Raw genomic sequence first — 20424 nt, 5'->3', positions numbered from 1 at the left:
CAGGGCAAGGGTAACGCGAGCCGGCTGGGGAAAACCCGAGCTTGCCGTTCGATTCAGTCGAAATATTCGCCCGTATGATACCGGGTGCCGATCGACTGCCGCAGTACACCGTCCGACATAACCGAGCGATTGGCGGTTAGCGGGGGCTGGCGACGGTGCTTATTGTCATGCGTTTGGCGGATGCCACGATGACAATCGAGAAATTTCTGACGTAAAAGCGAAGCCGTGCTCGGGGCTTCGTGATTAATCGGACACAAAAAACTGCTAATGTTCGTTTTCTTGAGAGGCGGGGCGAACATCCGACACTTTTACAACGACGAGGGCCGCGCGGTGTTCGCGAAGTATTACCGCCGAGGGCAAGCACTTTCGCATTGAATCTATCTTCCATGACAAGAAATCGTATGGCACTGCGTCGCATCGCTACCGCGCTCCTGATGGCCGGGCTCATGACCGCACAAGCCGCGCACGCGGAAGTGACGTTGAACTTCGTGAACGCGGACATCGACCAGGTGGCCAAAGCGATCGGCGCCGCGACGAACAAGACGATCATCGTCGACCCCCGCGTCAAGGGGCAGTTGAATCTAGTTTCGGAAAACCCCGTTCCCGAAGAGCAAGCGCTCAAGACGCTCGAGGCGGCGCTGCGCATGCAGGGCTTTGCGATCGTGCAAGATCACGGCGTCCTGAAGGTCCTGCCCGAAGCCGATGCGAAGCTGCAAGGCGCGCCGACCTACGTCGGCAACGCTCCCCAGGCGCGCGGCGATCAGATCATCACGCAGGTGTTCGAGCTGCATAACGAATCGGCCAACAACCTGTTGCCCGTGCTGCGCCCGCTCATCTCGCCGAACAACACGATTGCGGCCTATCCGGCCAATAACACGCTCGTCGTGACCGACTACGCCGACAACGTGCGCCGAATCGCGGCCATCATCGCGGGCGTCGACAACGCGGCGGGACAACAGATCGTCGTCGTGCCGCTCAAAAACGCGAACGCACTCGACCTCGAACCGCAGTTGACCAAGTTGCTCGACCCGGGCTCGATCGGCAGCACCGATGCGACGCTGAAGGTGTCGGTCATGGCCGATCCGCGTACGAACTCGTTGATGCTGCGCGCATCGAACAAAGCGCGGCTCCAGGCTGCCAAGCAGCTCGTGGCCCAGCTCGATGCGCCGGGTTCCCAACCCGGCAACATGCACGTCGTTCATATCAACAACGCGAGCGCCGTAACGCTTGCGAAGACGTTGCGCGGCATGCTCGGCAAGGGCGGCTCCGGCAACAGCGCCGAATCGAGCAACGCGAGCTCGTTCAGCCAAGGCAATTCGAGCGGCAGCTCCACCTCGACGGGCACGAGCGGCACCCCTCCGCTGCCGTCGTCTTACGGCAGCAGCAGTAGCTCGCTCGGCGGCAGCTCGTTGTCGGGTTCGACGGGCGGCGGCATGGGCGGTGCGGGCGGCAGCAACAGCGGCGGCTTTCTCGGCGAGAAGCAAGGCGAGAATAGCGACGACAACCAGCCCGGCGGCATGATCCAGGCCGACGCGGCCACGAACTCTCTGATCATCACTGCATCCGACCCGGTCTATCGCAACTTGCGCGCGGTGATCGACCAGCTCGACAAGCGTCGCGCGCAGGTCTATATCGAAGCACTCGTCGTCGAGCTGAATTCGACGAGAGCCGGCAATCTCGGGATCCAGTGGCAGGTCGCAAACGGTAACCTGCTGGCCGGCACCAATCTCGCTAGCACAGCGGGCAACGTGTCCGGCTCCAACATCCTCGCCGTGACCGCGGGGCTAGCCGCACCGCTCGCGGCCGGCGGCGGAGTCGCGTCGCTGCCGGGTACGCTCGGTCAGGGCCTGAATATCGGTTGGCTTCACAACATGTTCGGCGTCGAGGGCCTTGGCGGGCTGCTTCAATACTTCGCCGGCGTGAGCGACGCAAACGTGTTGTCGACGCCGAATCTCATCACGCTCGACAACGAAGAAGCGAAGATCGTCGTCGGTCAAAACGTGCCGATTCCGACAGGTTCGTATCAAAGCCTGACGACCGGTAACGCGGGCACGGCGTTCAACACCTACGACCGTCGCGACGTCGGCCTGACGCTGCACGTAAAGCCGCAAATCACCGCCGGCGGGATTCTCAAGCTTCAGCTCTATACGGAAGATTCGTCGGTCGTCGGTAGTATTGCCACGAGCACGGCGGCGAACTCGCCGGGGCCGACGTTCAATGTGCGCTCGATCCAATCGACGGTTCTCGCGGATAACGGCGAGATCATCGTGCTCGGCGGGTTGATGCAGGACAACTACCAAGTGTCGAACAGCAAGGTGCCGCTGCTCGGCGATATCCCCTGGCTCGGCCAACTCTTCCGTTCGGAAACGAAGCAGCGCACGAAGACGAATTTGATGGTCTTCTTGCGTCCGGTCATCATTAGCGACGCCGATACGGCGCAGCAGATCACCGAGAACCGCTATAACTACGTCCAAGGTTTGACGGACGGATATCGCTCCGACAACCACGTGATGCGCGACAAGGACTTCCCGGTGGTTCCGCCGATACCGGCCGGTCCGAACCAGGGCGCATCCCCGGCGGCGAATCTGTTCGACTTGAGGCAGATGACCAATAACCCGGCGGCGCGGGCGCAGCAGCAGACGGCGCCTGCGCAACTGCCGCCCCCGCAGCCGCAGACCGTGCAACCGCAGGCCGTACCGCAGCAGCAACCGCAGGCCGTGCCGCTTCAGCCGCAAACGGCCACGCCGGGAGCGGCCCAGTGAGCGACGTTCTCGCTTCTTCCAACGAAGGCATGCCGGGCGAGCGGCAACCGCCCTCGCCGCTCGCGGCGCGGCTCGTGCCTTACGGTTTTGCGCGAAACGGGCAGATCCTCGTCGCGCATCAACGCGCCGAGGGAATCGAAGTCTGGATCAGCGACCGTACGAGCCAAGCGGCGCTGGCCGAGGTTGCGCGCAATTTCGGCGCGCTCACCGCCGTGCGTCTACCGGCCGAAGAACTCGCGCAAGCCATCAACCAGGCTTACGAGCGTAACGACGGCAGTGCTGCGCAGGTCGTGGGCGAGGTCGAGGGCGAGGTCGATCTGTCGCGTCTCATGCAAGACATCCCCGAAGTCGAGGATTTGCTCGAATCGGAGGACGACGCGCCGATCATCCGCATGATCAACGCGCTGCTCACGCAGGCGGCGCGCGAGCATGCGTCCGATATCCATATCGAGCCGTTCGAGAACGCGTCGGTCGTGCGTTTTCGCGTGGACGGCACGCTGCGCGACGTCGTTCGCCCGAAGAAAGCGCTGCACGGCGCGCTGATCTCGCGGATCAAGATCATGGCGCAGCTCGATATCGCGGAAAAACGTTTGCCTCAAGACGGCCGGATCACGCTGCGCGTGGGCGGCCGCGCCGTCGACGTGCGGGTCTCGACGCTGCCGACGGGACACGGCGAGCGCGCCGTGCTGCGTCTGCTCGAGAAAGACGCGCAGCATTTGAATCTCGAAGCGCTGGGGATGGGCCCCGACACGCTCGGAAAATTCGACAAATTAATTTCACGTCCGCATGGCATCGTGCTCGTCACGGGGCCGACGGGCTCGGGTAAAACCACCACGCTCTATGCGTCGCTCTCGCGCTTGGAAACGGCGACGACGAACATCATGACGGTGGAAGACCCGATCGAATACGACTTGCCCGGCATCGGACAAACGCAGGTCAACGAGCGGATCGGAATGTCGTTCGCGCGTGCGCTGCGTTCGATCCTGCGGCAAGACCCCGACATCATCATGATCGGTGAAATCCGCGATTTGGAGACGGCTCAAATCGCGGTGCAAGCATCGTTGACGGGGCACTTGGTGCTCGCGACGCTGCATACGAACGATGCGGCATCGGCCGTGACGCGCTTGACCGACATGGGCGTGGAGCCGTATCTGCTCGCGTCGTCGTTGCTCGGCGTCCTCGCGCAGCGGCTCGTGCGGCGCTTGTGCCCCGTGTGCAAGGAAGAACGCGTCGAGGAAGGCCGCGCGCAGTGGCACCCCGTGGGCTGCGACAAATGCGCGAGATCGGGGTATTCGGGACGGCGCGGCGTGTACGAATTGCTGACGATCGACGATGCGATCCGAACGATGATTCACCACAACGCGGCCGACGCCGAGATTCTCGCGGCGGGGCGTGCCCAAGGGATGCGCACGCTGCGCGAGGACGCCGAGCGTTGGCTGTCCTCCGGTGTCACCTCGCTCGAAGAGGTGATCCGCGTGACGGGCGGGGTGTAGCCCATGCCGGCCTTTCGCTTTGAAGCGATCGATGCGGCCGGGCACCCGCAAAAGGGGGTGCTCGATGCCGACAGCGCGCGCTCGGCTCGCGCGCAGTTGCGCACGCAAGGGCTCACGCCGCTCGTGGTCGAGTTGGCCGGCAGCGCCGCGCGCGGCGAGCGAACGAAGCGTCTGTCGCTCGGGCGCAAGCTGTCGGCGCGCGAGCAAGCGATCCTCACGCGCCAATTGGCGAGCTTGTTGACGGCGGGACTCCCGCTCGACGAAGCGCTGGCCGTGCTGACCGATCAAGCCGAGCGCGACTACATTCGCGAGCTCGTCGCGGCGATTCGCGCCGAGGTCTTGGGCGGCCATTCGTTCGCCAACGCGCTGGGACAGCACCCGCGCGACTTTCCCGAAATTTATCGGGCGCTCGTTGCGGCAGGCGAACATACGGGCAAGCTCGGTCTCGTGCTGTCGCGCTTGGCCGACTACATCGAGCAGCGCAACGCATTGACGCAGAAGATCTTGCTGGCGTTCACCTACCCGGCGATCGTCACGCTGATCGCGTTCGGCATCGTGACGTTCCTGCTCAGTTATGTGGTGCCGCAGGTGGTCAACGTGTTCGCGAGCACGAAGCAGCACTTGCCGATTCTGACCGTGATGATGATGGCCCTCTCGGGCTTCGTCCGTCATTGGTGGTGGGCAGTGCTGATCGGGGTGGCGATCGTCGTCTATGCCGTGCGTGCGATTTTGTCGCAGAAGGGACCGCGCCTTTCGTTCGACCGGTGGTTGCTGACCGCGCCGCTCGTCGGCAAACTCGTACGCGGCTACAACACGGTGCGCTTCGCGAGCACATTGGCGATTTTGACGGCGGCCGGCGTCCCGATTTTGCGCGCGCTGCAAGCGGCCGGTGAGACGCTGAACAACCAGGCGATGCGCGGCAACGTCGACGACGCGATCGTGCGCGTTCGCGAAGGGACGTCGCTGTCGCGTGCGCTCGGCAATACGAAAACCTTTCCGCCGGTGCTCGTGCACTTGATTCGGTCAGGCGAAGCCACGGGCGACGTGACGACGATGCTCGACCGTGCGTCGGAAGGCGAAGCGAGCGAACTCGAGCGCCGCACGATGTTTCTCACGAGCTTGCTCGAGCCGCTGTTGATTTTGGCGATGGGCGGTGTGGTACTCGTGATCGTGCTGGCCGTGATGCTGCCGATCATCGATTTGAACAATATGGTGCAGTAGCCGACGGATGCGCTAGCGGCGAGTGGAACTCGATAGCGCCGGGCGGTTGCCGGCGCTATCGGGTGCAAGTAGATGCAGGCGGATGCAGCGGACGTCGCCGGTTCAGCGGACGTAGATCGTTGGGCCGCCGGCGTTCGGCGCTAGCGGAACTTCGGAGCGCACGCCGTTGTGGTCGATGACGATCGATCGCGCGCGCACTTCCGAGAGCGTGGTGCCATCGGTGATCTTGCTGCCGAGCGCGAGGGCACGGGCGGGATCGTCGCCCACGCCGATGATCGCAGCGGCGCCTTCTCGCAGCGAGAGAATGCCGACGAGCTTGATGTTGCGATTCACTTCGCGCGTGAGCTTGCCGCCGAACAGCGCCGCGGCGTCTTCGACGGATACGCTCGGTGCGACGGCGGCCGCGGGCGGCGGCGGCGCGTGATGCGCGGTGAGCACGACGATCCAATAGGTGAGCGTCGCGCAGAAAACCGCGAACAGCGCGAGCGACAGTAGGCGGATTTGGAGTGTATTCATGCGTGCCATTGTAAGGGCTATTTTCGGCTTTGCGCTCATACTCGAACCCTGATGAGCGAGGCCATTACAATCGTCACGCAATGCGGGGCGCGCTCTTTGCGCTTCGCCGACTATTCATCGAACGAGGTAGCGAATGATGCAACTGTGGAACCAACGTCGTAACGAAGCCGCCGCCTTGCGCGCGCGGCGTGGGCGGGGCTTTACGCTGATCGAAATTATGGTCGTGATCGCGATTCTCGGCATTCTCGCCGCGCTGATCGTGCCCAAGATCATGAGCCGTCCCGATGAAGCGCGTCGCGTCGCGGCAAAACAAGATATCGGGACGATCATGCAAGCGCTGAAACTCTATCGTCTCGATAATGGGCGCTACCCCGCTCAGGATCAGGGCTTGCGCGCGCTCGTCGAAAAGCCCACGACCGATCCGGTCCCGAACAACTGGAAAGACGGCGGCTACTTGGAGCGCTTGCCCAACGATCCGTGGGGCAATAGCTATCAGTATCTCAATCCCGGCGTGCATGGCGAGATCGACGTCTTCAGCTACGGCGCCGACGGTAAGCCCGGCGGCGAAGGCAACGATGCCGATATCGGCTCGTGGCAGTAGCGCGGCGCATGGCGGACACGCCGCGTGGCTTGCCCTGACGCGTTGACATCGAAAGCGAACATGCCCATCGCAGGCGGCATCGGCTCGTCTCGCACTCGGATCGGATCGATTCGAGCGCGAGGCTTCGGGTTGCGAGCACGCGGATTCACGCTGCTCGAAATGATGGTCGTGCTCGTTATCGCCGGGCTGCTCGTCTCGCTCGCGTCCGTTTCGCTCACGCGCAATCCGCGCACGGATTTAACCGAACAAGCGCAACGTCTCGCGTTGCTGTTCGAGTCGGCATCGGACGAAGCGCAGGTGCGCTCGCGTCCGATCGCATGGCAGCCCGTCACGGGCGGCTACCGGTTCGACATGCATACCGAGGACGGGTGGCGTCCGATATTGCGCGACGATCTACTGCATCAACGCAACTGGGAAGGGGGCGTGACCGACGTGACCATCGACTATCCGGGCTCCGATCTGCATCCCGATCGACTCGTGTTCGGCGTGGAAAGCATCGGTCAGGCCGTCACCGTCACGCTCTATTCGGCGGTCGGTCGCGCAACGATTGTCGGCACCGGCAACGGTCGCTACGAGGTGCGTTGACATGCGCCGTTATCGCTCGACGTTTCATGCGCGCGGCTTCACGATGATCGAGGTGCTCGTTGCGCTCGCGATCATCGCCGTCGCCCTCGCCGCTTCGCTGCGGGCGGTCGGCATGCTGGCGAACGACGAGGGCGAACTACATCGGCGCCTGCTCGCCGGATGGAGCGCCGATAACGCGCTGACCGAGGTGCATCTGGTGCGGGAGTGGCCGGATATCGGCGTGCAGAGCTTCGACTGTTCGCAAGGCAACTTGCCGCTCACCTGCACCGAGCGCGTGAGCGCCACGCCGAATCCGATCTTTCGCCGCGTCGAAATCTCGGTGACGACCCCCGGGCGTTCCGGAAATCTGGCTCAACTCGTGACCGTGGTCGCTAATGAAACGAACCGTGGGCTCTGAGATCGGACGCGCATCGACGCGCCAGCGTGGCTTCACGCTGATCGAGCTGATGGTGGCGATCGCCATCCTCGCCGTCATCGCCATTTTGTCGTGGCGGGGGCTGGATCAGATCATGCGCGGCCGGCAGGCGATTTCGACCGCGATGGAAGACGAGCGCGTGTTCGTGCAGTTGTTCGATCAGCTACGCGTCGACGCGCGCCAGGCCGCCACCGACGACGAGGTCGGTCAGCCTGCCGTATCGGCCACGAGCAACGGTTTGCAAATCGTGCGTTCGTTCGGAATCAGCGGTCAGGCGCCGCGTCTGCAAGTCGTGCGCTACCAACTGCAGGACGGTCGCGTGACGCGGTACGCGTCCCCGCCTGTGGCAACAGTCGGTCAATTGCGTCAAGCGCTCGCGGCCTCGAACAAGGGCGGCGATTGGAGCGCGGTGCCGCTCATCTCCGGTGTCGGCAAGATCACGGCCCGCCTGTACGTGCCGAATATCGGTTGGACGACGAAGATGGACGACGTGACTGCCGAAATCGCGCGCAGCGCCAACAATTTGAAGGTGCCTCAGTTCGGCGCCGCGCCGCTCGGCCGCGCGGTAACGGGACTCGAGGTGTCGATCGGCGCCCCTTCGCTGCATGTGCCGGTTAGGCGCATGTTCCTCGTCGGAGAATGACGATGCGTGCGCGATTCGCTCATTGGGGACGTTCCCTCTCGAGGCAACGAGCTAGCGCGCGGCGCCAGCGCGGCGCGGCCATCATCAGCGCGCTGCTTGTCGTCACGCTCTCGGCGATCCTCGTGGCCGGCGTGCTTTGGCGCCAGCAGGTGCAGATACGCCGGATCCAAAATCAGCGATTGATGTCGCAGGCGCTGTGGGTATCGCGCGGCGCCGTGGATTGGACGCGCCTCATTCTGCGGTCGGAAGCCGATACCGCGCCTACCGTCACCTATCTCGGTGGAATCTGGGCCGTCCCTATCGCGAAGACGCGGCTCTCCGACTTTCTCGGCAAGGTCAGCGAAGCCGATGCCGCGGAAGGCGCTCAAACCTACTTGTCCGGATCGATCGAAGACGCGCAGGCGCGATTCAATCTGCGCGATCTCATCGCGGTGCCTGCGCCCGGCTTGCTGCAAGTCGATCAAACGCAAACGGCGACGTTTGCGCGCTTGTTGGCACTGTTGGGTTTCGACGGCGGCTTGGCGAAGAACGTAGCCTTGCGCATGCGTGCCTCGTTGCTGCAATCGGCCACTCGCTTTCAGAATCCGCTCAGCAATCGCCTCGGTTCGGCAGCGCAACAACCGCAACCCGGCAACGCCGCGGGCGGCGACAATTTCACCGACAAGCCGGGCCTTCAAGACGAGAGCAGCAGCGGCAGTATCGATGCCGAGCCGCTCCAGTTCACGAGCGTCGACTCGCTGCTGAACGTGCCGGGTTTCACGACCGAAATGGTCGCGCGGCTGCGTCCGTTCGTGACCGTGCTGCCTACACAAACGCCCGTCAATATGAATACGGCCCCGGCCGAAGTCATTGCCGCGATGGTGCCGGGCATGTCGCTGTCGAGCGCGCAGACGCTGGTGTCGCGTCGGCAGAGCGCGTTCTTCCGCAATACGTCGGACGTGCAGCTTGCTTTGCAGGGGGCCGGCGCATTGCCGCCGGGCCTCGATATCAGCCAAATTCCCATGGATGTGACGACGAGCTACTTTTTAGTACATGGCCGCGTGCAGTACGAGCGAGCTGAAGTGGATCGCACGACGCTCATCTATCGCGATCCGCTCACGCACACGACCCGCGTCGTGCGTGTGAGCGATCAGCTTTGAACCGGATTCGAAAACCAAGAGAGGACGGGCTTTGAGCACGTTGATCGTCTTACTGCCGCCGCGAGATCCGGCGGTGCCGTCGCAGGAATGGCAACTCCCCGAGATGCCGTTCATTCTTCTCGACAAGAGCGGGCGCAAGGAGCGCGCGGGCCGTGCGGCGCTCGCGTTCTTGCCCCGCGCGTCCACGACGGTGTTGATCGTCGCGGCTCGCGACCTGCTCATGCTGGCCGCGACGTTGCCGCCGCTCAAGGGGCCGCGGCTCAAGCAGGCTTTGCCGAACGTGGTCGAGGATTATCTGATTCAAGACGCGCAGACCTGCCATATCGCGCTCGATCCGCTGCCGCTCGCCGATGGCAAGCGCATGCTCGCGATCATCGATCGAGGGTGGTTCCGCTTCATCGTCGAGGCCTTCAACGCGGCCGGTCATCGCAGCCTGCGCGCCGTGCCGGTGACGCGTTGTCTGCCTGCGCCCGCCGTCGTCGTACCGGCCGAGGAGCCGGTGACGGCCGACGCTCAGACCGAGATACCGGCCGGCGAGGCGAACGACGAAGCGTCATTGCCCACGCCATTGATTGCGGCCGTGCTGGGCACCGTCGCGCAAACGGCGCCGGCCATTTTGGCCGATGCGGTGCTTGCGGCCACGCCGGAGCCGGGGTTCATCGATGCTGGCGAGCCGCGCGTCGAACTCGCGCTCGCTCGCGGCGAGCACGGCGAGGGGTTGGCGGTGCCGCTTTCGGCGCTGGGCAGCACGCTGGCCGCCTTGGCGGGCGATGCACCCGTGACGACCTATGAACTGACGGGCTTGCCCGGCGGAGAACCGACGCTTGCCGGTGAGGCGGTGCCGGCCCATGGCGTACATGTCGGAGTGGCGCCGCTCGCATTCGAGACGCTGGCGCATCAAGCGCTCGCAAGCCGCTTCGACTTGTGCCAGTTCGAATTCGAATCGCGGCCGTGGCGACTCGATCGCGCGACGCTGCGTCGTCTTCGTTTGCCGATCGCCCTTGCATGCGCCGCGCTGCTGGCCGCCGTCATCGGCGCCAACGTGCAGTGGATGATGCTCGTGCGCGAGCATGACGCGCTCAATGCGCAGATGACGGAGCTGTTGCTCAATGCCTTCCCGAAGACGACCGTCGTGCTCGATCCCGCTTCGCAGATGACGACGCAACTCGAGCACCTGCGCGTCGCGGCAGGCGAAATGTCGCCGGACGATTACCTCTCGCTGGCCGCACGGCTCGAACATTCGCTCGGCGGTGTACCGGTGAACGGCATCGCGGCGCTCGATTATCACGATCGGCGCCTCGAGGTCGGCTTTAAGCCCGACGTCAAACCGGATCCGGCATTTGCGCAGCGGCTCGCGCAAAACGGACTGAGCGGCGAGATCGATACGAACACCGGTAAATGGGTCATTCGGAACGGGGGCGGGCAATGAACTTAGGCACACTCGGCGAGCTCTGGGCCGGTTTCTGGGAGCCGCGTACCGCGCGCGAAAAGATGCTGCTGACGTGGGGCGGCGCCGCGGTTGCGGTCGTCGTCGCGTATTCGGTGCTATGGGCGCCGGCGCAGCAAGGCCGCGCGCATCTACGCGATACGCTGCCGACGATGCAGCGGCAGATCGCGCAAATGACGGCGCAGGCGGACGAGGCGCGCGCGCTCGCGCCCGCCGCGCAAGGCGCCGCGCCGACGGGCGGTGCGCTGCGCGATGCGTTGACCGCGTCGTTGACGCAAGCCAGTCTTCCCGCCACGCAGTTGCGCTTGACGGGCGATTCGGTCCAAATCGACGCGAAAAATGCTTCGTTTCCCGCGTGGACGATGTGGCTCGACGATGCGCGCAAGCAGTTCAAGGTCCGCGTCATCGAGTTGCATGCCACGGCGCTGAAGGACGACGGACAAGTCGATCTCACGGTCATGTTGCAGCCGGCCACGGCGCCCTCGAGGTCCGCGCAATGACGGCGGTGTCGAAGATGCGCACGCTCGGCGCGCGCATGCGGTGCAAGACGCGAGGTTGCCGATGAGGGGGATGTGGCGGCGCTTGCTCGTCGCAATGCCTTGGCTTGTCGTCGCGATCGTCTCATGCGGCGTGACGTTGATCGTCATGTTGCCGGCTGCTTGGATCACGCCTCAGTTCGCAAAGGCGACCCAGGGCCACGTCAATCTCGTCGACCCTTCCGGCTCGCTTTGGCACGGTTCGGCCACGCTCGTGTTGGCCGCGGGCGGCGGTGGCGGCGCGGGCACGCTACTGCCCGGCCGCGTGAATTGGGATACGTCGTTCTGGCCGCTGCTGACCGGCCGGTTGAAGATGCGGATGCGGCAAACGCCGGCGATGCCCGCGTCGATCGAGGTCGATGCTTCCGCGCGCGCCTCGACGATTACCTCGGGCGAAATTGCGGTGCCGGCGGCGCTGCTCGCGGGCTTGGGCGCACCGTTCAATACGCTCGATTTGCAAGGCGGCGTGCAGCTCGCTTGGACGCCTTGGCGGTTGCTCGGCACGCGTGCGTACGGTCAGCTCGTCGTGACGCTCAGCGACATGAGTTCGCGCGTGTCGCCCGTCAAACCGTTGGGCTCGTACCGTGTAGCGCTGCAATCGCAGGGCAATTCGTCGACGATCGATCTGTCCACCCTGAGCGGCTCGCTGCTGCTAAGCGGGCACGGCACGATCGGCGCGAACGCCAGTTCATTCCACGGGCAAGCGAGCGCGAGCGGCGAGGCTAAGGACAATCTGGCGGGGCTGCTTAACTTGCTCGGACGCCCGACGGGCGACGGGACCGTCGCGCTCGACTACAACCACTAGCGACCGGCGTCGCTTGCCCTGTCCCAAGCGACTCGCCCGCCGGTATTACTCGCTTCGCGCGGGCGAGCCGGCGGTCGGCATCGCAGCCGACGGCGCCGCCATCGAGCCGTTTTCGCGATCGATCTGAGCGGCGTCCCACCCGCCGCCGAGCGCCTTCACGAGCCCGACCGACGACACCATCCGCTGCCCCGCCAAATTCGCAAGCTTTTGTTCCGCCGAGAACGCGGTGGTTTGTGCGGTCAATACGCTGACGTAAGCGACGGTGCCTGCTTTGTATTGGTTCGTGACGATGGCGAGCGCCTGCTTCGCCGAATCGACGGCCTGCCGCTGAACCACGATCTCTTGCGCGAGGATGCGTTGCGACGCAAGCGCGTCCTCGACTTCCTGAAATGCGCCCAACACCGTTTGTCGATACACGGCCGCTTGCTGATCGTAGGCGGCTCGGGCGGCTTCGGTTTGCGCGTGGCGCAAGCCTGCATCGAACAACGTCGCCGCAAGTTGCGGGCCGACGCTCCAGAACCGCGACGGCAGCGTGAACAGGTTCGAGAGCACCGAGTTCTGGTACCCGCCTTGCGCCGATAGCGTAAGCGATGGGAAATAAGCGGAGATCGCGACGCCGATTTGCTCGTTTGCCTCCGCGGTACGGCGTTCGGCTGCCGCGATGTCGGGGCGGCGCTCAAGCAGCGCCGACGGCACGTCGACTGGGACGGACGGCGGCTGCGCGTCTAAAGGAATCGGCGGTAGCGAGAAGGTGGACGCGCTTTGCCCGATGAGCACGGCGATCGCGTGCTCGTTTTGCGCACGTGCGACGCCGTTATCGATTGCGCTCGCCTGCGCCGATTGCCATTGCGTTTGAGCCTGGACCACGTCCGCTCGTGCGGCGACGCCCTGCGCGTATTGGTTTTGCGTGAGCTTGAGCGCTTGCGCGTAGGCGCTCACGGTGTCGTTCAACAGCTGTTGGATCGCATCGAGCGCGCGCAACTGAAAATACGTCTGAGCGAGCGTGGCTTGCGCCGAGAGCCTCGCGTTGGCGAGGTCGGCCGCGGCGCTTTGCTGCCCCGCTTTTTGCGCTGCCACGGTGCGGCTCACCTTGCCCCAGAGATCGGGCTCCCACGAGGCGTCGAGCGCGACGTTGAACGCGTTGCCGATGCCGGCACCGCTACCCGAGCCGAGCGCGCTGCCACGCGAGAGCTGCTGCCCCGAACGCGTCGCGCTGGCCGACAGCCCGAGCGTGGGGAAGTAGGCCGCTCGCGCCTCGGCGACGAGCGCACGCGCTTGTGCGTAGGCAGCCGCGTACTGAGCGATCGTTTGATTCGACGCGTTCAACTGGTCCATCAGCGCATCGAGTCGCGCATCGCCGTAGATCGACCACCAGTTACCGCGATCGGCCCGATCGGCGGGCTCGGCCACCTTCCATCCCGCGGGCGTTTCCTTGTATGCCGCAGCCGTGGGCGTGCTCGGCCGATGGTAATCGGGACCGACCGCACAACCGGCGAATGTGGCGAGGGCGCCGGCGCTAACGAGCGCGGCGGCAACAGAGCGAAGACGATGAGGCAGCATGCCGACGTGAGTTTCCGTGCAATGGATCGATGGTAACGCAGGGGGCCGGCGCCCGACGTTACGGCAAGTTACCGCCGTTATCGAGTCGCCATGAGTTACAGGACCCAACCATCATTGCATAGAAAAATATTGACAAGGCAAGTAAATCCCGAGATATTGGCGCCCAATGGTAATGGTGCTGGCGCACGCGAGTCGAGGCGCGAGCACGGACGAGAACAAGGAGAACGTGCATGACGAACGCGGCTTCGACGTCGCAGGCGGGTCCGGCCCCGTTAAAGGGCGGCACGTTGGCGTTGCTGACGGTCGGTTTGGCCTTCGGCACCTTCATGGAGGTGCTCGATACCTCGATCGCGAACGTTGCGGTGCCGACGATTTCGGGCAGCCTCGGTGTGGCGACGAGCGACGGGACGTGGGTTATTTCCTCGTATTCGGTGGCCGCGGCGATCGCGGTGCCGTTGACGGGATGGCTCGCGCGGCGCGTGGGCGAAGTGCGCTTGTTCACGCTGTCGGTGCTGGCCTTCACGTTGGCCTCGGCCCTATGCGGCCTCGCCGTGAATTTTCCGTCGTTGATCGGGTTTCGGCTGTTGCAGGGGCTTGTGTCCGGGCCGATGGTCCCGCTCTCGCAGACGATCTTGATGCGCAGCTATCCACCCGAGAAGCGCGGGCTGGCGCTTGGGTTATGGGCAATGACGGTGATCGTCGCGCCGATCTTCGGACCCGTGATGGGCGGTTGGATCACCGACAACTACTCGTGGCCCTGGATCTTTTACATCAACTTGCCGATCGGTCTGATCTCGGCCGCGTCCGCGTACTTCCTGTTGCGCGGCCGGGAAACGAAGACGACCAAGCAGCGGATCGATGCCGTTGGCCTTGGGCTGCTCGTCGTGGGCATATCGTGCCTGCAAATGATGCTCGACCTGGGCAAGGACCGCGATTGGTTCAATTCGACCTTCATCGTCTCTCTTGCGCTGATCGCGGCGGTCGCCCTCGCCTTCCTCCTCGCTTGGGAGATCACCGAGAAAACCCCTGTCATCGATCTGACGCTGTTCAAGGACCGCAACTTCGCGCTCGGTGCCTTGATCATTTTTCTCGGCTACATGACGTTTTTCGGTTCGGTCGTGATCTTTCCGTTATGGCTCCAGACGGTGATGGGCTATACGGCCGGCTTGGCCGGACTCGCCACCGCGCCGGTCGGTTTGCTCGCGCTCGTGCTGTCGCCGATCATCGGCCGCAATTTGCATCGGCTCGATTTGCGGATGGTCGCGAGCTTGGCCTTCACCGTCTTCGCGATCGTGTCGATTTGGAACGGTACGTTCACGCTCGACGTGCCGTTCGGGCACGTCATCTTGCCGCGTCTGGTGCAAGGCATCGGCGTGGCGTGCTTCTTCGTGCCGATGACGACGATTACCCTTTCGAGCATTCCCGACGAACGGCTCGCGAGCGCATCCGGGCTATCGAACTTTCTGCGCACGCTCGCGGGCGCGATCGGCACGGCGATCAGCACCACGTTTTGGGAAAACGACGCGATCTATCACCACGCGGTACTCGCGGAATCGGTGAGCGCGTATTCGCCGAGCACGACGTCTTATCAGAGCGCGCTCGGCACGCTTGGCATGTCGGGCGATACGATCAGCGCGCAACTGAATTCGCTCGTGACGCAGCAAGGCTACATGATGGCGACGAACGATTTCTTCCGAATTTCGTGCGCAGCGTTCGTCCTGTTGGCCGCGCTCGTTTGGATTACGAAGCCGAAGCGCGGCGCCGGCGCCGCGATGGGACATTGATCCTCAAAGGCCGTCGTGCGCGACGGCCTCATGGCGGCTCGATTGCGCCTTCATTGGGGCTATCGCTCGGCTCTACGGCGGCGGCTGACTCCCGGTGCCATGGCCTTGCGCCGGCGGCTCGGCACCCGATCTCACGAATTGCTTGAAATCGGCGGCGGCGTTCCAAGGATCGGGACGACAACCGGCCACCGGGCGATCGCAATGCGCGGAGAAGCCGATCGTCGAGGAGCCGTCGGGATTATGCGCGAGCGTGACTTGGAAGGCAGGCGCCCCGCTGCCGCCCGCCGGGCCCGATGTTTCGATCGCTTGGCTGGTGTCGGTCTGTAACGGGTATTGCGTATGCCCCGTTACCCATTGGCGAGCGCGTTGCCACCAGAGCGTGCATTCGTCGGCGCGGCATATGAGCGGCCGCACCGCGATCTGCATCGTGTCCGGATTCACCCGATTCGTGGCGGCGCACCCCGCGACAAGCGCGCAAGCGAGTACCGATCCGATCGTTTTCATGGGAACGCCCTCCCTCTCTGTTCGAGTAGTTCGAGCCGCCGCCACCCGACCCGATCTATACGCTGAAGCGCTCGAGCGTGTAACCGCGATACTCGTTGACGAAGTCGTCGAACGAGGCCGTTGCATCGCGTCGCTCGAGCTCGGCTTGTTCCCGTAGCGATTGCTGGGCCAGCGCATGTGCGGCTTTCAACGCTTGCGGCTCGAGCGGACGCGCACGGAAGTAAGCGGCATGCGCTTCGCTTTGCGCCATGCCGAACGCGAGGAAGCTTTGACCGCGCTCGCGCATCGTCCGCAAGACGCGAGCCGAGGGCGTGGCTTCGGGGTCGAGCAGCTTCGCGCGCTGCGCGGCGACCGCGCGGACATGAACATCCGTGCCGCCCACCGTATCGAGCGCACGCGCGGCCGCTTCGATATGGGCCATCAATTCGTCTGCCCAGTCCCGCATTGCAATGTTCTTGCCGTCACGCACGAGCATCAAGCCGGGGCGGCGTCCTTCGAGCGTGACGCGGCCGAAGTTCGCGTTCGCTTCGGCATAAGCGGACGGCGGCAACGCCGGGCTGTCCGCGAGCGCGCAAACGAGCAAGTAGGCATCGAGAAAGCGTGCCGTCTCCGTGCTGATGCCGGACGGCTCGAACGGATCGATATCGAGGCAGCGCACTTCGACGTATTGGATCCCGCGCGAGGCGAGCGCGTGCAGCGGGCGTTCGCCCGAATAGGTCACGCGTTTGGGCCGGATCGTCGAATAGAACTCGTTCTCGATCTGTAGGACGTTCGTGTTGATCTGCACCCACTCGTCGCCGCGATGGGTGCCGATCGCCTCGTAAGGCGGATACGGCTCGCTGACCGCGCGCGCCAATGCGTCGAGGTAGCCCGGCAGCGTGTCGTAGTCGGGCTGCAAGGCCGCTTGCGCGGTCGTGTTCGAGTAGCCGAGATCGCTCATGCGCAGGCTCGTCGCGTAGGGGCGATAAAGCGTGCTGTCGTCGAATCGTTCGAGCCCGTGCGGACGTCCCCGCAGGAACGGTTCGTCGAGCGCGGGCGAGGCGCCGAACAGATACATCAGCAACCAACTCGTGCGACGGAAGTTACGAATCAGCGCGAGGTAACAGGCCGATTGAAAATCGACGGCCGTCGCATTCGTCGGACGTTGCGCGTGCAACGTGCGCCACACTTCCTCGCTCAGCGAGAAGTTGTAGTGAATGCCGGCGATGCACTGCATCGTTCGACCGTAACGCAGCGCAAGACCGTGCCGATAGACGTGCTTGAGCCGGCCGATGTTCGACGTGCCGTATTCGGCGAGGGGAATCTCGTCGTCGGCAGGCAGCCGGCCCGGCATCGAATGGGTCCATAGCAATTCGTCGCCCAGTTCGGAATAGACGAGACGGTGCAACTCGTCGAGTCGCGCGATCACTTGCTCGGGCGTGGCCTCGGCCGGCGTGATCAACTCGAGCAGCGCCTCGGAATAGTCGGTCGTGAGCGAAGGATGCGTGAGCGCCGAGCCCAGCGCATGCGGATGCGGGGTCATGGCGAGCGCGCCGTTGCGCTCGATGCGCAAGCTCTCCTTCTCGATACCACGCAAACCATGGGCGAGCACGCCTCGTGCGGCCGGCGAGGTCAACACCGACAAACGCTGCGCAAATGCTTCCGACAGGGAGAGTGTTTGGATATCTGACATCGAAGCCGATCGGGCGCCACGCCGCACTGCGCGCGGCACCGCGATGCAATTATTTTTGAGTAGCGGGCACTTTAACACCGTGCCGAGAACCTCGCTTGAAGCCAATGTGGGCTTGGGAAAGCGGCCGGTGGCGGATCGTGTGCACGCCACGCGGCACGAGTGCGGCGCAGCGTATTTAAGTGCTTTCGGAGACGGCGCCGGATGCTCCGATTGCGGCGCGGCAGGGTGGCCAGTCGGGGCCGAACGGGATGCGGCTAGCCGCCGCGCTGGCCATGCGCGCGGTCGGAGATTTCGTTCCACAAATGCATCGCCGCATAGGCGCGAAACGGACGCCAGCGCTCCGTGCGCGCGCGTTGGGCGGGGGCGCGGGCAAGCGCGGGATCGCGCGCCGCGATCGCCTGCATCAACACGAGGTCGGTCGCGGGAAAGGCATCGACGTCGCGCCACGCACGCATTGCAATGTACTCGACGGTCCAAGGGCCGATGCCCGGCAGCGCGAGCAGCGCCGAGCGTGCTTCGGCCAATGCCGTCGACGATATGCGCGCGGCGTGGATGTCGTCGATCGGCACCTCGCCTGACGCGACGGCGCGCGCAAGGCCTTGCAATGCGGCGACGCGTTTGCCCGGCATGCCGATCTGCGCGAGATCGGCATCGGCGAGTGCGGCCGGGCTCGGGAAGCGCCAGGCGGTGCCCGGGTGCGGATGATCCTCGATGAGCGCGCCCGCGCGCACGACGAGCCGGCCGATCAGCGTCGTTGCGGCTTTAACGCTGACTTGCTGGCCGACGATCGCGCGCACGACGAGTTCGAACGCCGACCAGGCACCCGGCAGCCGCAGTCCCGGTGCGGTTTCGACGAGCGGCGCGAGCCACGGATCGAGACTGAGCTGAGCGCCGATCAGCTTCGGATCGGCGCCCACGTCGAACATCGTCGCGACATGCGGCGCGAGCGCTTCGGCGTGGCGTCCCGCCTCGCCCTCGATCGTGACGACGAGACGGTGCTTGCGCGGATGGCGAGCAACGCTGAGCGTGCCGCTGGCCCCGGCCCATTCGATCGCGCGTCGGTAAGTCCCCTGCTCGACCGCTTCCACGCCCGGTGTCGCGCGCCCCGCGAAAAACCGCAGCACGCGAGCCCAGTCATAAGGCGCCTTGAACGGCAGCTCGAAGGCGACAGGAACGGCGGCGCTCAAGCTGCGTCGTCCATATCGTCGTGCGCGACGGCGCCCGGTGCCGATTCGATGCCCGCACGCCGCGCTTCGGCATCGAGCAACGCGGCTTTGCGCGCGAGCCCCCAGCGATAGCCGGCGAGCGAGCCACCCTTTTGCAGTACCCGGTGGCACGGAATCGCGAGCGCGATCGGATTCGATGCGCAAGCACTTGCCACGGCACGCACCGCGCGCGGCACGCCGAGCGATTCGGCGATCTGCGTGTAGCTGCGCGTCTCGCCATAGGGGATGCTGCGCAGTGCATCCCATACTCTCTGACGAAAGGCCGTCGTCGTGATATCGAGCGGCAAATCGAACGTCTCGCGCCGGCCGCGCAAATAGGCGTCGATTTGATCGATGAACGGCGCAATGCGCGCGGCCGCCTCGACGAGCTCGGCCTTGAGAAACGCCTGCCGGAGCGCTTGAACGAGTTCATCTGCGTCGTCGCCGAAGGCGATCCGGCAAATGCCCCGATCTGTCGCCGCGACGAGCACGCGACCGAGCGTCGTGTCGGCACTCGCGTAGTACACGCACAACCCTTCGCCTTGCTTCCGATAAACGGAGGGCGCCATCCCGAGTTCGCCGGCCACGCTGTCGTACAGCCGCGACGGCGAATTGAAGCCTGCGTCGAGCGCGGCGCGCGTTACCGCCTCGCCGCGTTGCAGCGCGTCGCGCAAGGCCGCACCGCGGCGTGCCGCCTGATATTCGCGAGGCGAGACCCCGACGACGCGCTTGAACAGCCGTTGCAAATGAAACGGGCTCAGGTGGACGGCCTCGCTCAGTTGCGCGAGCGTCATCCGCGCTTGCGGATCGGCGTCGAGCGCGGCGCAGGCGCGTTCCACGATGGCCATCTCGCGCGGCAGCCCCTCGGGCCGGCACCGCTTGCACGCGCGGAACCCGGCCGCGCGCGCCTCATCGGCGGTGCCGAAAAAGGCGACGTTTTCTCGACGCGGCAGGCGCGAGGCGCACGACGGCCGGCAAAAGACGCCCGTGGTGGCGACGGCATAAAAGAATGCGCCGTCCGCCTGGGCGTCGCGATGGGCAACGGCGTCCCAGCGCTCGGTGTCCGTTTGATAGGCGGTGTCCATGATCGTCCTCGACGTTGGCTCGGTAAACGATGCCAACTTTATGCGCCCTCGCTATACCATGCGCGCCGAATGTTGCGGTCTAATTCCGGCCCGCGTTGCTCGGGTGAGCCGGTCCGGCCCTTTATGGTCGCCGCCCAGACCTAGAGGGAATCCTCGAGCGGCCGAAATGTCCGATCGCGACATCGCGGAGCGGCCCGGCTGGCGCCCGGCCCCAGCCCTATCGGTACGGTCGCGCCCGGCGATAACCGATACCGTCATTTTCCGTCATAAAAAAGATATTGCATTGCACCATCGACGTGTGTATAGTTGGAACTGTCTCCTCCATGTCTCCTCCTGATATGGATTCAGCCCGCCCACTTAGGCGGGCTTTTTTTTGTCCGCTCGCGGCGCAAGCGCCGGAGAGACCCGCGCAGCTTAAGGCCCATCTTCGCCCGGACGGAACGCTTGCCGT

General features: G+C 64.7%; 18 protein-coding genes. 12 read left to right on the top strand and 6 right to left on the bottom strand.

Annotation, left to right across the window (positions count from 1 at the left end):
• Positions 1-386 precede the first annotated feature (386 nt).
• The 3 genes from gspD to gspF are packed head-to-tail and all read left to right on the top strand — an operon-like array spanning position 387 to position 5476.
• Positions 387-2762 carry a type II secretion system secretin GspD gene (gene gspD / locus AB1286_RS11435; RefSeq protein WP_430363394.1) on the top strand — a complete coding sequence of 792 codons (2376 nt, stop codon included), beginning with the start codon at positions 387-389 and terminating at the stop codon, positions 2760-2762.
• Positions 2759-4255 (top strand): type II secretion system ATPase GspE, encoded by a 1497-nt coding sequence (gspE, locus tag AB1286_RS11430; protein ID WP_430363393.1) that lies wholly within the window; start codon positions 2759-2761, stop codon positions 4253-4255. The genes gspD and gspE overlap by 4 nt, the downstream gene beginning before the upstream one ends.
• A gap of 3 nt (positions 4256-4258) precedes the next feature.
• The gene (gspF, locus tag AB1286_RS11425; RefSeq protein WP_430363392.1) at positions 4259-5476 is read left to right on the top strand and encodes a type II secretion system inner membrane protein GspF; all 1218 of its coding nucleotides are present in this window, start codon (positions 4259-4261) and stop codon (positions 5474-5476) included.
• A gap of 102 nt (positions 5477-5578) precedes the next feature.
• Here the strand turns inward: gspF and AB1286_RS11420 are convergent, their stop codons facing one another.
• The gene (locus tag AB1286_RS11420) at positions 5579-5992 is read right to left on the bottom strand and encodes a hypothetical protein (RefSeq protein ID WP_430363391.1); all 414 of its coding nucleotides are present in this window, start codon (positions 5990-5992) and stop codon (positions 5579-5581) included.
• Positions 5993-6128: 136 nt separating this feature from the next.
• On the opposite strand from AB1286_RS11420, the gene gspG reads away from it, so the two are divergent.
• The 8 genes from gspG to gspN all read left to right on the top strand — a co-directional run bounded on the left by gspG (position 6129) and on the right by gspN (position 12163).
• The gene (gene gspG / locus AB1286_RS11415; protein ID WP_430365041.1) at positions 6129-6593 is read left to right on the top strand and encodes a type II secretion system major pseudopilin GspG; all 465 of its coding nucleotides are present in this window, start codon (positions 6129-6131) and stop codon (positions 6591-6593) included.
• Between the two features lie 60 nt (positions 6594-6653).
• On the top strand, positions 6654-7178 hold the full coding sequence (locus tag AB1286_RS11410; RefSeq protein WP_430363390.1) for a GspH/FimT family pseudopilin: 525 nt from the start codon (positions 6654-6656) through the stop codon (positions 7176-7178).
• 1 nt (position 7179) lies between these two features.
• Entirely contained in the window at positions 7180-7575 is a 396-nt protein-coding gene (gene gspI / locus AB1286_RS11405; protein WP_430363389.1) for a type II secretion system minor pseudopilin GspI, read from the top strand.
• The gene (locus AB1286_RS11400) at positions 7553-8236 is read left to right on the top strand and encodes a PulJ/GspJ family protein (RefSeq protein WP_430363388.1); all 684 of its coding nucleotides are present in this window, start codon (positions 7553-7555) and stop codon (positions 8234-8236) included. Before gspI ends, AB1286_RS11400 begins: the two co-directional genes overlap by 23 nt.
• Positions 8237-8238: 2 nt before the next feature.
• Positions 8239-9375 carry a type II secretion system minor pseudopilin GspK gene (gene gspK / locus AB1286_RS11395; protein WP_430363387.1) on the top strand — a complete coding sequence of 379 codons (1137 nt, stop codon included), beginning with the start codon at positions 8239-8241 and terminating at the stop codon, positions 9373-9375.
• 31 nt (positions 9376-9406) lie between these two features.
• Positions 9407-10804: a type II secretion system protein GspL gene (gene gspL, locus AB1286_RS11390; RefSeq protein ID WP_430363386.1), complete on the top strand. Its 1398-nt coding sequence runs from the start codon at positions 9407-9409 to the stop codon at positions 10802-10804.
• Entirely contained in the window at positions 10774-11322 is a 549-nt protein-coding gene (gene gspM / locus AB1286_RS11385) for a type II secretion system protein GspM (RefSeq protein WP_430363385.1), read from the top strand. Before gspL ends, gspM begins: the two co-directional genes overlap by 31 nt.
• Positions 11323-11383: 61 nt before the next feature.
• Positions 11384-12163: a type II secretion system protein N gene (gene gspN, locus AB1286_RS11380; protein ID WP_430363384.1), complete on the top strand. Its 780-nt coding sequence runs from the start codon at positions 11384-11386 to the stop codon at positions 12161-12163.
• A 45-nt stretch (positions 12164-12208) separates the two neighbouring features.
• On the opposite strand, the gene AB1286_RS11375 is transcribed toward gspN, so the two are convergent.
• On the bottom strand, positions 12209-13723 hold the full coding sequence (locus AB1286_RS11375) for an efflux transporter outer membrane subunit (protein WP_430363383.1): 1515 nt from the start codon (positions 13721-13723) through the stop codon (positions 12209-12211).
• Between the two features lie 230 nt (positions 13724-13953).
• Here AB1286_RS11375 and AB1286_RS11370 point away from each other — a divergent pair, with 230 nt between their 5' ends.
• Positions 13954-15507 carry a DHA2 family efflux MFS transporter permease subunit gene (locus AB1286_RS11370; RefSeq protein ID WP_430363382.1) on the top strand — a complete coding sequence of 518 codons (1554 nt, stop codon included), beginning with the start codon at positions 13954-13956 and terminating at the stop codon, positions 15505-15507.
• Positions 15508-15579: 72 nt separating this feature from the next.
• Here AB1286_RS11370 and AB1286_RS11365 read toward each other — a convergent pair whose 3' ends face one another.
• The 4 genes from AB1286_RS11365 to ada form a co-directional block, all read right to left on the bottom strand.
• Positions 15580-16011, bottom strand: coding sequence for a hypothetical protein (locus tag AB1286_RS11365; protein WP_430363381.1), 432 nt, complete (start codon positions 16009-16011; stop codon positions 15580-15582).
• A 55-nt stretch (positions 16012-16066) separates the two neighbouring features.
• Complete coding sequence (gene gshA, locus AB1286_RS11360) at positions 16067-17683, bottom strand: glutamate--cysteine ligase (RefSeq protein WP_430363380.1); 1617 nt, start codon at positions 17681-17683, stop codon at positions 16067-16069.
• A 254-nt stretch (positions 17684-17937) separates the two neighbouring features.
• Positions 17938-18870 carry a DNA-3-methyladenine glycosylase family protein gene (locus AB1286_RS11355; protein ID WP_430363379.1) on the bottom strand — a complete coding sequence of 311 codons (933 nt, stop codon included), beginning with the start codon at positions 18868-18870 and terminating at the stop codon, positions 17938-17940.
• Positions 18867-19973: a bifunctional DNA-binding transcriptional regulator/O6-methylguanine-DNA methyltransferase Ada gene (gene ada, locus AB1286_RS11350; RefSeq protein ID WP_430363378.1), complete on the bottom strand. Its 1107-nt coding sequence runs from the start codon at positions 19971-19973 to the stop codon at positions 18867-18869. Before ada ends, AB1286_RS11355 begins: the two co-directional genes overlap by 4 nt.
• Positions 19974-20424: the final 451 nt, after the last annotated feature.

This window comes from Trinickia sp. NRRL B-1857 (genome assembly GCF_050470685.1).
In the GTDB taxonomy this organism is placed as follows: Bacteria; Pseudomonadota; Gammaproteobacteria; order Burkholderiales; family Burkholderiaceae; genus Trinickia.
Note: the sequence above shows the minus strand (reverse complement) of the source record. Positions and strands in the feature narration are given on the sequence as shown.

Excerpts from the sequence above, each read along its gene's own strand:
- gspN (WP_430363384.1), top strand. The coding sequence starts at position 11,384 with ATGAGGGGGATGTGGCGGCGCTTGCTCGTCGCAATGCCTTGGCTTGTC.
- gspG (WP_430365041.1), top strand. The coding sequence starts at position 6,129 with ATGCAACTGTGGAACCAACGTCGTAACGAAGCCGCCGCCTTGCGCGCG.
- gspK (WP_430363387.1), top strand. The coding sequence starts at position 8,239 with ATGCGTGCGCGATTCGCTCATTGGGGACGTTCCCTCTCGAGGCAACGA.
- AB1286_RS11410 (WP_430363390.1), top strand. The coding sequence starts at position 6,654 with ATGCCCATCGCAGGCGGCATCGGCTCGTCTCGCACTCGGATCGGATCG.
- ada (WP_430363378.1), bottom strand. The coding sequence starts at position 19,973 with ATGGACACCGCCTATCAAACGGACACCGAGCGCTGGGACGCCGTTGCC.
- AB1286_RS11420 (WP_430363391.1), bottom strand. The coding sequence starts at position 5,992 with ATGAATACACTCCAAATCCGCCTACTGTCGCTCGCGCTGTTCGCGGTT.
- gshA (WP_430363380.1), bottom strand. The coding sequence starts at position 17,683 with ATGTCAGATATCCAAACACTCTCCCTGTCGGAAGCATTTGCGCAGCGT.
- AB1286_RS11370 (WP_430363382.1), top strand. The coding sequence starts at position 13,954 with ATGACGAACGCGGCTTCGACGTCGCAGGCGGGTCCGGCCCCGTTAAAG.
- AB1286_RS11365 (WP_430363381.1), bottom strand. The coding sequence starts at position 16,011 with ATGAAAACGATCGGATCGGTACTCGCTTGCGCGCTTGTCGCGGGGTGC.
- gspI (WP_430363389.1), top strand. The coding sequence starts at position 7,180 with ATGCGCCGTTATCGCTCGACGTTTCATGCGCGCGGCTTCACGATGATC.
- AB1286_RS11375 (WP_430363383.1), bottom strand. The coding sequence starts at position 13,723 with ATGCTGCCTCATCGTCTTCGCTCTGTTGCCGCCGCGCTCGTTAGCGCC.
- gspF (WP_430363392.1), top strand. The coding sequence starts at position 4,259 with ATGCCGGCCTTTCGCTTTGAAGCGATCGATGCGGCCGGGCACCCGCAA.
- AB1286_RS11400 (WP_430363388.1), top strand. The coding sequence starts at position 7,553 with ATGAAACGAACCGTGGGCTCTGAGATCGGACGCGCATCGACGCGCCAG.
- gspD (WP_430363394.1), top strand. The coding sequence starts at position 387 with ATGACAAGAAATCGTATGGCACTGCGTCGCATCGCTACCGCGCTCCTG.
- gspM (WP_430363385.1), top strand. The coding sequence starts at position 10,774 with ATGGGTCATTCGGAACGGGGGCGGGCAATGAACTTAGGCACACTCGGC.